Source organism: Actinomadura sp. (assembly GCF_044508335.1).
Taxonomy (GTDB): domain Bacteria; phylum Actinomycetota; class Actinomycetes; order Streptosporangiales; family Streptosporangiaceae; genus Spirillospora.
The window spans coordinates 32358-45300 of the sequence record NZ_JBIQHY010000047.1; the positions used below are offsets into that span (position 1 = coordinate 32358).

Genomic DNA, 12943 nt, shown 5'->3' on the forward strand with positions numbered 1-12943 from the left:
CCCCGCAGGCCGAGTCCCCGCGGCCCGAGTCCCCGCAGCCCGCCTGACGGCTCCCGTCTCCGGAGGGCCGCCGGTCAGGCCGGCCGGAGGAACTCGCGGAGCCGGTCGAGGGGCCAGGTGTTGATGACGTCGTCCGGGGTGAGCCAGCCGCGCTGGGCGGTCCCGACCCCGTAGCGGATGTTGCGGTGGTTCGCCAGCGAGTGCGCGTCGGTGTCGATGGAGAACTTCACCCCGAACCGCTTGGCGCGGCGGATCAGGTCGGCCGGCAGGTCGAGCCGGTCGGGGAACGAGTCGATCTCCATGGCGGTGCCGGTGCGGGCGGCGGCGCGGAACACCTCGTCCCAGTCGGCGTCCACGGGCGGGCGGCGGCCGATGCTGCGGGCCGTGGGGTGGCCGATCACGTGGACGTGCGGGTTCTCGCAGGCCCGGATCAGCCGGCGGGTCATCGCGTCGCGGTCCTGGGTGAAGTGGGAGTGGACGGACGCGACGCAGACGTCGAACCCGGAGAGGAAGCCGGCGTCCCAGTCGACGTTCCCGTCCGGGTCGATGTTCAGCTCGGTGCCGTGGAGCAGCACCAGGTCGGGGCACCGCTTCTGGAGTTCGGCGATCTCGGCGCGCTGGGCGAGCATCTTCTCGTCCGTCATCCGCTGCATGACCAGGTTCGGCGCGTGGTCGGTGACGGCGTAGTACTCCAGGCCGCGCTCGCGCGCGGCGGCGGCCATGTCCTCCAGGGACGCGACGCCGTCGGTCAGGTCGGTGTGGGTGTGCAGGTCGCCGCGCAGGTCGTCGACGGTGACCAGGCGGGGCAGCTCGCCTCTGAGGGCGGCCTCGATCTCGCCGGTGTCCTCCCGGAGGGCGGGGTGGATCCAGGGCAGGCCGAGGCGCTCGTAGACCTCCTCCTCGGTCTCCGAGACGATCAGCTCGTTCGACTCGGCGTCGAACAGGCCGTACTCCGACAGCTTGAGGCCCGCCTTCACGGCGATCTCGCGGGTGCGGATGTTGTGGGCCTGCGAGCCGGTGAAGTACTGCAGCGCGGCGCCCCACGACTCGGGCGGGACGACGCGCAGGTCGACCTGAAGGCCCTTGGCGGTGCGGATCGAGGTCTTCTTGTCGCCGCCCGCGATGACCTCCGCGGCGAACGGCAGCGCGGTGAACGCCGCCATGATCGGGCGCGGGTCGCGGGACGCGGCGAGGACGTCGACGTCGCCGATCGTCTCGCGCATCCGGCGCAGCGACCCGGCGTGGGCGCACCGCTCCACCTGGGGCAGCTCCGACAGGGCGGCCACGACCTCGTCGGCGACGCCCGCGGCGGCGTCGACCAGGACGCGCTCGCCCGAGCTGCGCATCAGCTCGATGCCGCGGAGGATGTTCTCCTCGGTCTTGGCGCCGAAGCCCTTCAGGCCGCGCAGCCGGCCCTCGCGGATGGCGGCGGCCAGCTCGTCCACCGAGGAGATCCCGAGCTCCTCGTAGACGGCGAGGGCCTTCTTCGGGCCGAGCGTGGGGATGGCGGTGAGCGCCCGCACCCCGGCGGGGATCTGCGCGCGCAGCTCCTCGACCTGCCGGATCGTGCCGGTGGCGGTGTAGTCGAGGACCTTCTTGGCGATCGCCTCGCCCACGGCGGGGATCTCGCGGAGCCCGGCCAGGTCGAGGCCGGCGATGTCGTCGGGGTGGCCCGCGATCGCCCGCGCGGCCTTCTCGTACGCCCTGATCTTGAAGGCGTCCCCGCCGGTGATGGACAGCAGGTCGGCCAGCTCCTGGATGAGGGCGGCGGCCTCCTCGTTCGCGCGTGCCATACGGCCGAGTCTAGAAGCCGGGTCCGACGTTCCCCGTGCTCGCGCGGCCCGCGCCCTGACGTCCCCCGATCAGCGGAGGGGCGCGGTCGGGCCGCCGGGGTTGTCCATCCGGGCGCGCATGACCTCGTCGGCGATCGCGGAGACCTCGTCCTCGGGCAGGCGCCGGTAGCCGTCCTCGGTGACGGCCGCGATCGTCGGGTAGATGCGCCGCGTAGGGTCGGGCCCGCCGGTGGCGGTGTCGTCGTCGGCCGCGTCGTAGAGCGCGTGGACGCACACGGTCGCGGCGTCCTCCAGCGACAGGTCGCGCCGGTACAGCTTCTTCAGCGCGCCCATGGCGTAGGGGGAGCCGGACCCGTCCGCGTGGAAGTCGCGGGCCTCCTGCGGGGCGCCGGTGATGTCGTAGGTGTAGATGCGGCCCTCGCCCGAGCCTGGGTCGTACCCGGCGAACAGCGGCACGACCGCGAGGCCCTGCATCGCCTGCGCGAGGTTGGCCTGGATGACCGCGCCCAGTCGGCGGGCCTTGCCGGGCAGCGACAGCGAGACGGTCTCCATCTTCTCGTAGTGCTCCAGCTCGACCTGGAACAACCGGACCATCTCCAGCGCCAGCCCGACCGTCCCCGCGAACGCGACGGCGGAGAACTCGTCGCCGCGCTGGACCTTGTCCAGCTCCCGGTAGGCGATGCGGTTGCCCTGGGTGGCGCGCCGGTCGCCGGCCATCATGACGCCGCCCGGGAACGTCAGCGCCAGGACGGTCGTGCCGTGCGGCAGCTCGGGGGCGTCGCCCTCCGGCAGCCGGTTGACGGGCAGCAGCTCGGGGGAGTGGAGGCGCAGGAAGTCGACGAACGACGCCGACCCCGCCTCGAAGAACTCGGGCGGTATCCCCTGGTCCTCGGTCCGGCCGATCACGGCTGCTCCTCTCCCCGCGCTGGGGCGACCCGTGGCCCCCTTGATCCTTACACGCCGATCCTTCCACGCGGCCCCGCCGAGCCGCCACTCGCACGGTTTCGCCGTGGGTGGACGCCCTCCGGATCCCCCGGATGCTCCGGGTCAGGCTTCGGGAGCCTCGACCGGTTCCTTCTGGCCCCGCGTGGCGCCGGCGCAGGCGACGATGACGCAGGCGATCGCGACCCACTGGCGCGCGCCGAGGACCTCGCCGAGGACCGCCACGCCGACGAGCGCGGCGACGGCGGGCTCCAGGCTCATCAGGATCCCGAAGACGCGCGCGGGCACCCGGCGCAGCGCCTCCAGCTCCAGCGAGTAGGGGATCACCGACGACAGGAGGCCGACGCCGAGGCCGATCAGGAGCAGCGTCGGGTCGAGGAGGGCGCCGCCGCCCGCCGCGACGCCGGCCGCGATGCCGCCCGGCAGCATGACCAGCGTCCCGATGATGCTGGCCAGGGCCAGCCCGGTGGTGCCGGGGATGCGCCGCCCGGTGGCGGCGGTCAGCAGGATGTAGGACGCCCAGCCGACCGCGGCGAGCAGCGCGAACGCGATGCCGGCGAGATCGGTGGCGCCGCCGCCCCGGGCGAGCATGACCACGCCCGCGCCGGCGAGGACGACCCACAGGGCGTCGCGGGGGCGGCGGGAGCCGGCGATCGCGACCGACAGCGGGCCGAGGAACTCGACGGTCACCGCCACGCCCAGCGGGATCCGCGCCAGGGCCTGGTAGAACGCGAAGTTCATCGCGGCGAGGGAGATCCCGTACCCGGCGACGACGGCGAGGCTCGTCCACGGGTGGTCGCGCGGCACGGTCCGCAGCGCCTTGCGGGCGACGAAGCCCAGCACGAGCGCCGAGGCCAGCAGCCGGATCGACACCACGGAGGTCGGCGGCAGCCGCTCGAACAGGTGCTTGGCCAGGCCGGCGCCGACCTGCACGGACACGATGCCGAGGAGGATCAGCGCGGGCGGCGGCACCGACCCGAGCGACAGCGGCCGCGCCGCGAGCGGGGCGCGCCCGGCCGCCCGCGACGCGCCGCCGGGCGCGTCAGCGAGCGCCACCCGTCACTCCCATCTGAAGAAGCGGGCGGCGAGGGCGAGGGCGGCGGCGGCCCACACCGCGAGGACGATCAGCGGCTGCGCGGGGAACGCGGCGCCGTCCCGCAGGACGTCGCGCAGCCCCTCGGCCAGCGCCGAGATCGGCAGCAGTTCCAGGGCGCCGCGCACCGGGCCGGGGAACTTGTCGAGGGGGAACACGACGCCGCCGACGGCCAGCAGCAGGATGTAGACGAGGTTCGCGGCGGCGAGGGTCGCCTCGGCGCGCAGCGTCCCGGCCATGAGCAGGCCCAGCCCGGAGAACGCGGCGGTGCCGAGCAGCAGCAGGACGACCACCGACGCGGGGTCGCCGTCCGGCCGCCAGCCGAGCCCGAGCGCCACCGCGCAGATCACCGCGGCCTGCACGGCCTCGACCGCCAGCACGCTGGCGGTCTTGGCGCCGATCAGCCCCGCGCGCGGCAGCGGGGTGGCGCCGAGCCGCTTGAGGACGCCGTAGCGCCGCTCGAACCCGGTCCCGATCGCCTGGCCGGTGAAGGCGGTGGACATCACCGCGAGCGCGAGGACGCCCGGCGTGAGGAAGTCGACCCGGCGGCCGCCGAGGTCCAGCAGCGACGTGGCGCTGAACAGGACGAGCAGCACCACCGGGATGATCAGCGTCAGCAGCAGCTGCTCGCCGTTGCGCAGCACGGTGCGGAACTCGTAGCCGGCCTGCGACAGCACCATCCGCGGCAGCGGCACGGCCCCCGGCGCCGGGGACAGGTCCAGCGGGGTCGTCATGAGCGCAGCTCCCGTCCGGTCAGTTCGAGGAAGACGTCCTCCAGCGTGCGGCGCTCGATGCGCAGGTCCTCGGTCATGACGCCGTGCGAGGCGCACCAGGCGGTGACGGTGGCGAGCAGCTCGGGCCGCACGTCCGCCTCGATCAGGTAGTGCCCGGCGGGCGACTCCTTGGCGGCGCTGCCGGCCGGCAGCGCGGCGAGCAGCTCGTCCAGGCCGAGGCCGGGGCGGGCGCGGAACCGCAGCTGCCGCTCGGCGCCGGTCAGCTCCTCGGGGGCGCCCTCGGCGACGACCTTGCCGTGGTCGACGATGACGACGCGGTCGGAGAGGCGCTCGGCCTCCTCCATGTAGTGGGTGGTGAGGACCACCGACACCCCGGCGGCGCGGAGCTCCTCGATGAGCTCCCAGGTGGCGTGCCTGGCCTGCGGGTCGAGGCCGGTGGTCGGCTCGTCGAGGAAGACCAGCTCGGGCCGCCCGACGATGGCCACGGCGAGGGAGAGGCGCTGCTGCTGCCCGCCGGACATGCGGCGGAACGGGGTGCGGGCGTGCTCGGTGAGGCCGAGCCGCTCCAGCAGGGCCGCCGGGTCGAGCGGCGCGACGTGGAAGGACGCGACGAGCTTGAGGAACTCGCCGGCCCGCGCCGTCGCCGGGACGCCGCCGGACTGCGGCATCACGCCGACCCGCGGCTTGAGCGCCCGCCCGTCGGCGGCGGGGTCGAGGCCGAGGACCCGGACGGTGCCGGAGTCGGCCCGCCGGAACCCCTCGCAGATCTCGATCGTGGTGGTCTTGCCCGCGCCGTTCGGGCCGAGCAGCGCGGTCACCGCGCCGCGCGGCGCGCTGAACGACAGGCCGTCCACGGCCCTGACGGGGCCGTAGCGCTTCACGAGAGAGTGCAGCTCGACCGCGTCGTCTCGGCCGCCGCCTCCGGGGGGTGTCATGCAGACGAGTCTAGGTCCGGGGCCGGACGGCTCCGCGCGGGGTCCCGCAGCTCGGGCGGGTGAAGGCCGGGCGAAGCCCGCGGCCGGAGGCGGTCCAGTTTCGCGCGCCGGAGCGCGGGGAATTCCGGATCTGTCGCCGGGCCGTGCCCGGTGAGCTGGGGTCATGCGGCGCCGCGGCCGGGCCCCGAGGAGGTGGGGGATGCGGTTCCACGTCGATTCGGAGGCCGGCCGGCTCCGCGAGGTGCTGCTGCACCGGCCGGAGCTGTCGCTGAAGCGGCTGACCCCGTCCAACGCGGCGGAGCTGCTGTTCGACGACGTGCTCTGGGTCAGGCGGGCGGTGGAGGAGCACGAGGAGTTCGAGGACGTCCTGCGGGCGGAGGGCGTGCGCACGCACCTGCTGATCGACCTGCTGACCGAGACGATCGGGATCCCCGAGGCGCGCAAGCACATCCTGGACGCCGTCGTCGACCCGCACTGGTTCGGCCCGCTGGCCACCGACGCGATCCGCAACTGCTTCGACTCCATGGACGTGCAGGAGCTGGCCTCCTTCCTGATCGGCGGCATCACCAAGCGGGAGATCCTGGAGCGCATCTCCGCGCCCGCGTCGATCGCGTTCCACTCCATCCCCATGGACGGGTTCATCCTGCCGCCGCTGCCGAACCACCTGTTCACCCGCGACACGTCCTGCTGGATCTACGACGGCGTCTCGATCAACACGATGCGCAAGAAGGCGCGGATGCGCGAGACGGTGAACATGGAGGCGATCTACCGGTGGCATCCGCTGTTCGCCGCCGGCTACGGCCGGCCGGAGGAGGGCGGCTTCCACGTGTGGAACAGCGGGACGGCGATGGCCCCGGCGACGCTGGAGGGCGGCGACGTCCTGGTCATCGGGAACGGCGCCGTGCTGGTCGGGATGAGCGAGCGGACGCAGCCGCAGGCCGTCGAGATGCTCGCGCAGTCGCTGTTCGCCGCCGGGTCGTGCACCCGGATCGTCGCGCTGCGGATGCCGCACAAGCGGGCCTTCATGCACCTGGACACGGTGATGACGATGGTCGACCACGGCGTGTTCACCGCCTACGCGGGGATGGGCATGCTGCCGTCGCACACCGTCGAGCCCGGCGACACCGAGAAGGAACTGAAGATCACCGACCATCCGCCGGAGGACATGCACCGGGCGATCGCCGCCGCCCTCGGCCTGGACGGCATCCGGGTCCTCGTCCCGACGCAGGACGTGTTCGCCGCCGAGCGGGAGCAGTGGGACGACGGCGCGAACGTCCTCGCCGTCGCGCCCGGCGTCGTCGTCGCCTACGAGCGCAACGCGACGAGCAACAACCACCTGAGCCGGAACGGGATCGAGGTCATCACCATCCGCGGCAGCGAGCTGGGCCGGGGGAGGGGCGGCCCGCGCTGCATGACCTGCCCGCTCGTCCGGGACGCCTGACACCGCCGCCCTCGTACTCGGGAGACCGGACATGACGCTGGACCTCCGCGGCCGCAGCCTCCTCAAGGAACTCGACTTCACGCCGCGGGAGTTCGAGCACCTCATCGACCTCGCGGCCGAGCTGAAGGCCGCCAAGCGCGCCGGGACGGAGCGCCGGGCGCTGACCGGCAGGAACATCGCGCTGATCTTCGAGAAGACGTCCACCCGGACGCGCTGCGCGTTCGAGGTCGCCGCGCACGACCAGGGCGCCCACGTGTCCTACCTCGACCCGGGCGGCACGCAGATCGGCCACAAGGAGTCGATGAAGGACACCGCCCGCGTCCTCGGCCGGTTCTACGACGGCATCGAGTACCGGGGCTCCAGCCAGCGGCTCGTCGAGGAGCTCGCCGAGCACGCCGGCGTCCCGGTGTGGAACGGCCTGACCGACGAGTGGCATCCCACGCAGATGCTCGCCGACATGCTCACCATGCGCGAGCACAGCGGCAAGCCCCTCCGGGACGTCGCGTACGCGTATCTGGGCGACGCGCGCAACAACATGGGCCACTCCTATGTGGCCGCCGGCGCGCTGCTCGGCATGAGCGTGCGGATCGCCGCGCCGCGGTCGCTGTGGCCGGACGACGAGGCGGTCGTCCGGCCGTCCAGGAAGGCGGCGGCCGCGACCGGCGCGGACATCGCGCTCACCGAGGACGTCGCCGAGGCCGTGCGGGGCGCCGACTTCGTCATGACCGACGTGTGGGTGTCGATGGGCGAGCCCAAGGAGGTGTGGGACGAGCGCATAGCGCTGCTCAAGCCCTACCAGGTGAACGCCGGGGTCATGCGGGCCTCCGGCAACCCGGACGTCAAGTTCATGCATTGTCTCCCCGCATTCCACAACAGGGAGACCGCGGTGGGGGAAGAGATCTACCGCAAGACCGGCCTGGAGGCGCTGGAGGTCACCGACGAGGTGTTCGAGTCGGCCGCCTCCATCGTCTTCGACGAGGCCGAGAACAGGATGCACACGATCAAGGCGGTCATGGTCGCGACGCTCGGCCGGCCGGGCGGGTGAGGGGGAGCGGATGCGCGTCGTCGTCGCGCTCGGGGGGAACGCGCTGGTCAAACGGGGCGAGATCCCCGACGCCCGGCCGCAGCGGGCGAACGTGGACCGGGCGGTGCGCTCGCTCGCGCCGCTCGCCGAGGAGCACGAGCTGATCATCACGCACGGCAACGGCCCGCAGGTCGGGGTGCTGTCGCTGGAGAGCGTCAACGACCCGAACCTGACCCGGCCCTACCCGCTCGACACGATCGGCGCGGAGACCCAGGGCATGATCGGCTACTGGATGCTGCAGGCGCTGCAGAACGCGCTGCCCGGCCGCCAGGTCATGGCGATGATCAACCAGACGCTGGTGTCGGCGGTGGACCCGGCGTTCGAGAACCCGGCCAAGTTCGTCGGCCAGGTCTACGACCGGGAGGACGCGGAGAAGCTGGCCGCCGAGTACGGCTGGACGATCCGCCCGGACGGGGACAAGTGGCGCCGCGTCGTGCCGTCCCCGCGCCCGCAGCGGGTGATCGAGACGCGGCTGATCAGGGAGCTGGTGCGGCTCGGGACGGTCGTGGTCTGCGCGGGCGGCGGCGGCATCCCGGTGTTCCGCAACGACGTCGGCCGGCTGCAGGGCGTCGAGGCGGTGATCGACAAGGACCTCACCGCCTCCGTCCTGGCCGAGAGCATGGACGCGGACGCGCTGCTCATCCTCACCGACGTGCCGCGGGTGATGCGGAACTTCGGCACGCCCGAGCAGGAGGAGATCGTCCACACGACGCCGCACGAGCTGCGCGCCGAGGACTTCCCCGCCGGCTCGATGGGCCCCAAGGCCGAGGCGGCGGCGAGCTTCGTCGAGCGGACCGGCGACATGGCCGCGATCGGGCTGCTCGACCAGTGCGTGGAGATCCTGGCGGGCACCGCGGGGACGATCGTCACCCCCAACGCCACCTGGCCGCTGGAGAGCACCCTGTGACCACGGGGACGGCGCCGGGGGGCTTCGCCCGCAGCCTGCTGCGCACCAAGCCGGTCGACCGGATCGTCGCCGAGGGCGGGCGCGGCGAGGGCGGCGAGCTGAAGCGCTCGATGAGCCTGCTGCAGCTCACCTTCTTCAGCGTCGGCGCGACCCTCGGCACCGGCATCTTCGTCGTGCTCGGCGAGGCGGTGCCGCTGGCCGGCCCGGCGGTCGTGCTGTCGTTCGTCCTCGCCGCCGTCACCGCGCTGTTCTCGGCGCTGTCGTACGCGGAGCTGGCCGGGACGATCCCGGTGTCGGGCTCGTCGTACTCCTACGCCTACGCGACGCTCGGCGAGCTGGTCGCCTGGGTCTGCGGCTGGTGCCTGCTGCTGGAGTACGCGGTCTCGGTGTCGGCCGTCGCGGTCGGCTGGGGCTCCTACCTCAACGCGTTCTTCGACTCCGCGTTCGGGTTCGTGATCCCGGAGGCGCTCAGCAACCCGCCCGGCGACGGCGGCCTGGTCAACATCCCGGCCGTGGTCGTGGTGCTGATCGCCACGCTGCTCCTGCTGCGCGGCACGTCGGAGAGCGCCACCGCCAACACGATCATGGTGTTCCTCAAGATCGGCGTGCTGCTGTTCTTCTGCGCGGTCGCCTTCACCGCGTTCAAGGCCGGCAACCTCAGCGGGTTCGCGCCGATGGGCTGGGCCGGCATCAGCGCCGCCGGCGGCAAGGTGTTCTTCTCCTACATCGGCTTCGACGCCGCCTCCACCGCGGGCGAGGAGGCCAGGAACCCGCGCCGCGACCTGCCGCTCGCGATCGTGCTGTCGCTCGCCATCGTCACCGTCCTCTACGTGCTGGTCGGGCTCGCCGCCGTCGCCGCGATGCACTGGGAGAGGTTCGACATCAGCGGCTCGGAGGCGTCCCTGGCGGAGGTGCTGGACGTGGCGACCGGGCAGTCGTGGCCGTCGATGGTCCTCGCCCTCGGCGCCGTCATCGCCATCGCCAGCGTCGTCCTCACCGTCATGTACGGGCAGACCCGCATCCTGTTCGCGATGTCGCGGGACGGGCTCGTCCCGGACGTCTTCCAGAGGGTCAGCCCCAGCCGCCGCGTGCCCGTCGCCAACACCGTCATCGTGGCGGTGTTCATCGGGCTGCTCGCCGCGGTGATCCCGCTCGGCCGGCTCGTGGACGCCACCAGCATCGGGACGCTGTTCGCGTTCGCGCTGGTCAGCGTCGGCGTGATCGTGCTGCGCCGGACCCGGCCCGACCTGCCGCGCAGCTTCCGCACCCCGCTCTTCCCGGTCACGCCGCTGCTCGGCGTCGCGTTCTGCGTGTATCTGATGGTCGGCCTCGGCGGCGTCACCTGGGCGGTGTTCGCGCTGTGGTGCGCCGTGGGGCTGGCCGCCTACTTCCTGTACGGCCGCCGCCATTCGCGCCTGGCGGGCGAATCCGCGGGAAGGGGGACGGCGTGAACGCCTCGAACGCCACGAACGCCACGAACGCCACGAACGCCGTGAACGGGAACGACACCGGCGCGCCGCGCGTGCTGGTCGGCTATTCGCCCGACGAGCGCGGCGACGACGCGCTCGCGCTGGCCGCCCTGCTCGCCCGCACGATGGACGCGCCGCTGACGGCCGCCCACGTCCATCCGCCGCCCTGGCCCACCCCCGGCCCCGGCGCGGTGGACGCCGAATGGGTCGCCTACCTCAGGGGCCAGGCCGACGAGGCGCTCCGCCGGGCCGCCGCCCGGCTCGGGGAGCTGGGCGTGCCGGAGCGCGCCGTCGACCTGCGGGTCCACGCGCACCGCAGCAGCGGGCGCGGCCTCCTCCAGGTGGCCGCGGAGGCGGGCGCCGGCCTGATCGTCGCCGGTTCCGCGCCGCGCGGGCGGCGCGGGCGGGTCGCGATCGGCAGCACCGCCGACCAGCTGCTGCACGGCTCGCCCGTCCCGGTGATGCTGGCCCCGCGCGGGTACGCGGCGCACCCGCCGAAGCGGTTCGCGCGGATGACGGTCGCGTACTGGCGGCACCGGGACGGCGAAGGGCCGCTCACGGCGGCCGCCGCGCTCGCCGACCGGCTCGGCGTGGAGCTGCGGCTGCTCACCCTCGTGCTGCGCCCGCCCGGCCTGGCGGCGAAGTTCCGCGCCCCGGGCGGCGTGCTGGACCGCCAGCTCGCCCAGGCGGAGGAGGACCTGCGCTACGCCGCCGGGATGTTCGGCGGCGGGACGCCGGTGGAGCGGCTCACCGCCGTCGGGACCGACATCGCCAAGACGCTCGGCACCGTCGATATGCTGCACGGCGAGGTCCTCGCCTGCCTGTCGAGCCGCGAGGGGCCGCTGCGCAAGGTCTTCCTCGGGGAGACCTCCGGCAAGATCGTCCGTGCCGCGCCGTGCCCGGTGCTGCTGCTGCCGCGCGGGGCGGCCGCGCCGACCGTGGGAGAGAAAGCCCAGGTTAGGTAAGCCTTACCTGCGTGAGCTACGACATCGGCGTTCCGGTGTTTTGCGGGAAGGAATTACGGCACACTGATGTTGTGAAATACGTGAGCGAGGATCAGACGACCACCGGGGCCGCCGCCGCGCGGCCGTCCGGCGCGCCGTCCGCTCCCGGTCACACCGAGCGCGACACGCGCGCGCGGGTGGCCCGGCTGATCCTCGAGCACGGCCCGGTCACGGCGTCCACGCTGGGCGAACGCGTCGGCCTCACGCCGGCCGCGATCCGCCGGCACCTGGACGCGCTGCTGGCCGAGGGCATGATCGAGGTCCGCAAGGCGCGGGTGCCGCAGACCCGGCGCGGCCGGGGGCGCCCCGCCAAGTGGTTCGCCATCACCGACGCCGGGCGCAGCGCGTTCGTGCACGCCTACGACGACCTGGCGAGCAGCGCGCTGCGGTTCCTGGCCGAGAAGGCCGGCGACCGCGCCGTCGCCGAGTTCGCCCGGCGGCAGATCGCCGACCTGGAGGAGCGGTACCGGCCCGTGGTGCAGGAGGCGCCGCCCCAGCAGCGGGTCCGCACGCTCGCCGAGGCCCTGTCGGGCGACGGCTACGCGGCCGCCGCCGCGAAGGCCCCCCAGCCGGGCGGCGGCGAGCAGCTGTGCCAGCACCACTGCCCGGTCGCGCACGTCGCCGCGGAGTTCCCGCAGCTGTGCGAGGCCGAGACCGAGGCGTTCAGCCGGCTGCTAGGCACCCCGGTGCAGCGGCTGGCCACGATCGCCCACGGCGACGGGATCTGCACCACCCACGTCAGCCCGCGCTCCCTGTGCGGGAGCGACGGGGCCGGCGATCCCGCCGCGAGCGTCGCCCCCGGCGGGGACGCGGGGGACCCGGGGGATCCCCCCGAACACACACAGATCAGTGACGAGGAGTCCGGAGGGACCTCCCTATGACTACGGCAGCCCACCCTGAGCTCGAGGGGCTCGACAGGTACAAGTTCGGCTGGGCCGACCCCGACGAGGCCGGCGCCTCGGCCCGCCGCGGCCTGAACGAGGACGTCGTCCGCGACATCTCGGCCAAGAAGAACGAGCCCGAATGGATGCTCGACCTGCGCCTCAAGGGGCTGCGGCTGTTCAACAAGAAGCCGATGCCCACCTGGGGCTCCGACCTCTCGGACATCGACTTCGACAACATCAAGTACTTCGTGCGCTCCACCGAGCAGCAGGCGTCCTCCTGGGAGGAGCTCCCGGAGGACATCAAGAACACCTACGACAAGCTCGGCATCCCCGAGGCGGAGAAGCAGCGCCTCATCGCGGGCGTCGCCGCGCAGTACGAGTCGGAGGTCGTCTACCACAAGATCCGCGAGGACCTTGAGGAGAAGGGCGTCATCTTCGTCGACACCGACACCGGCCTGCGCGAGCACCCGGAGATCTTCCAGGAGTACTTCGGCTCGGTGATCCCGGTCGGCGACAACAAGTTCGCCGCGCTGAACACCACCGTGTGGTCGGGCGGCTCGTTCGTGTACGTCCCGCCGGGCGTGCACGTGGAGATCCCGCTCCAGGCCTACTTCCGGATCAACACCGAGAACATGGGCCAGTTCGAGCGGACGCTGA

At 73.2% G+C, this 12943-nt stretch carries 11 protein-coding genes and 1 pseudogene; 7 read left to right on the top strand and 5 right to left on the bottom strand.

Annotated elements, in window-relative coordinates; all coding sequences use genetic code 11:
* Nucleotides 1-74: 74 nt before the first annotated feature.
* From polX to ACIWVC_RS17920, 5 genes are all read right to left on the bottom strand, one after another.
* On the bottom strand, nt 75-1793 hold the full coding sequence (polX, locus tag ACIWVC_RS17900; protein ID WP_396448738.1) for a DNA polymerase/3'-5' exonuclease PolX: 1719 nt from the start codon (nt 1791-1793) through the stop codon (nt 75-77).
* 69 nt (nt 1794-1862) lie between these two features.
* On the bottom strand, nt 1863-2699 hold the full coding sequence (gene prcB, locus ACIWVC_RS17905; RefSeq protein ID WP_396448737.1) for a proteasome subunit beta: 837 nt from the start codon (nt 2697-2699) through the stop codon (nt 1863-1865).
* Nucleotides 2700-2840: 141 nt separating this feature from the next.
* Nucleotides 2841-3791: an EamA family transporter gene (locus ACIWVC_RS17910; protein ID WP_396448736.1), complete on the bottom strand. Its 951-nt coding sequence runs from the start codon at nt 3789-3791 to the stop codon at nt 2841-2843.
* A gap of 3 nt (nt 3792-3794) precedes the next feature.
* A complete protein-coding gene (locus ACIWVC_RS17915) occupies nt 3795-4562 on the bottom strand; it encodes an ABC transporter permease (protein WP_396448735.1) in 768 nt (255 codons plus the stop codon).
* Entirely contained in the window at nt 4559-5497 is a 939-nt protein-coding gene (locus ACIWVC_RS17920) for an ABC transporter ATP-binding protein (RefSeq protein WP_396448734.1), read from the bottom strand. Before ACIWVC_RS17920 ends, ACIWVC_RS17915 begins: the two co-directional genes overlap by 4 nt.
* Nucleotides 5498-5696: 199 nt before the next feature.
* On the opposite strand from ACIWVC_RS17920, the gene ACIWVC_RS17925 reads away from it, so the two are divergent.
* The 7 genes and pseudogenes from ACIWVC_RS17925 to ACIWVC_RS17955 form a co-directional block, all read left to right on the top strand.
* Entirely contained in the window at nt 5697-6938 is a 1242-nt protein-coding gene (locus ACIWVC_RS17925; RefSeq protein ID WP_396448733.1) for an arginine deiminase, read from the top strand.
* A 31-nt stretch (nt 6939-6969) separates the two neighbouring features.
* Nucleotides 6970-7983, top strand: coding sequence for an ornithine carbamoyltransferase (argF, locus tag ACIWVC_RS17930; protein WP_396448732.1), 1014 nt, complete (start codon nt 6970-6972; stop codon nt 7981-7983).
* Between the two features lie 10 nt (nt 7984-7993).
* Complete coding sequence (gene arcC / locus ACIWVC_RS17935) at nt 7994-8929, top strand: carbamate kinase (RefSeq protein WP_396448731.1); 936 nt, start codon at nt 7994-7996, stop codon at nt 8927-8929.
* Nucleotides 8926-10380 (top strand): amino acid permease, encoded by a 1455-nt coding sequence (locus ACIWVC_RS17940; protein ID WP_396448730.1) that lies wholly within the window; start codon nt 8926-8928, stop codon nt 10378-10380. Before arcC ends, ACIWVC_RS17940 begins: the two co-directional genes overlap by 4 nt.
* Nucleotides 10377-11363 carry a universal stress protein gene (locus tag ACIWVC_RS17945; protein ID WP_396454347.1) on the top strand — a complete coding sequence of 329 codons (987 nt, stop codon included), beginning with the start codon at nt 10377-10379 and terminating at the stop codon, nt 11361-11363. The genes ACIWVC_RS17940 and ACIWVC_RS17945 overlap by 4 nt, the downstream gene beginning before the upstream one ends.
* Nucleotides 11364-11443: 80 nt before the next feature.
* A complete protein-coding gene (locus tag ACIWVC_RS17950) occupies nt 11444-12283 on the top strand; it encodes a helix-turn-helix transcriptional regulator (protein WP_396454348.1) in 840 nt (279 codons plus the stop codon).
* A pseudogene (locus ACIWVC_RS17955) lies at nt 12280-12943 on the top strand (Fe-S cluster assembly protein SufB); the annotation flags it as partial. The gene ACIWVC_RS17950 and the pseudogene ACIWVC_RS17955, both read left to right, overlap by 4 nt.

What these genes read in the sequence shown, in the direction of transcription:
- polX (WP_396448738.1), bottom strand. Translation starts at nt 1,793, where the DNA reads ATGGCACGCGCGAACGAGGAGGCCGCCGCCCTCATCCAGGAGCTGGCC.
- ACIWVC_RS17915 (WP_396448735.1), bottom strand. Translation starts at nt 4,562, where the DNA reads ATGACGACCCCGCTGGACCTGTCCCCGGCGCCGGGGGCCGTGCCGCTG.
- ACIWVC_RS17920 (WP_396448734.1), bottom strand. Translation starts at nt 5,497, where the DNA reads ATGACACCCCCCGGAGGCGGCGGCCGAGACGACGCGGTCGAGCTGCAC.
- ACIWVC_RS17925 (WP_396448733.1), top strand. Translation starts at nt 5,697, where the DNA reads ATGCGGTTCCACGTCGATTCGGAGGCCGGCCGGCTCCGCGAGGTGCTG.
- argF (WP_396448732.1), top strand. Translation starts at nt 6,970, where the DNA reads ATGACGCTGGACCTCCGCGGCCGCAGCCTCCTCAAGGAACTCGACTTC.
- arcC (WP_396448731.1), top strand. Translation starts at nt 7,994, where the DNA reads ATGCGCGTCGTCGTCGCGCTCGGGGGGAACGCGCTGGTCAAACGGGGC.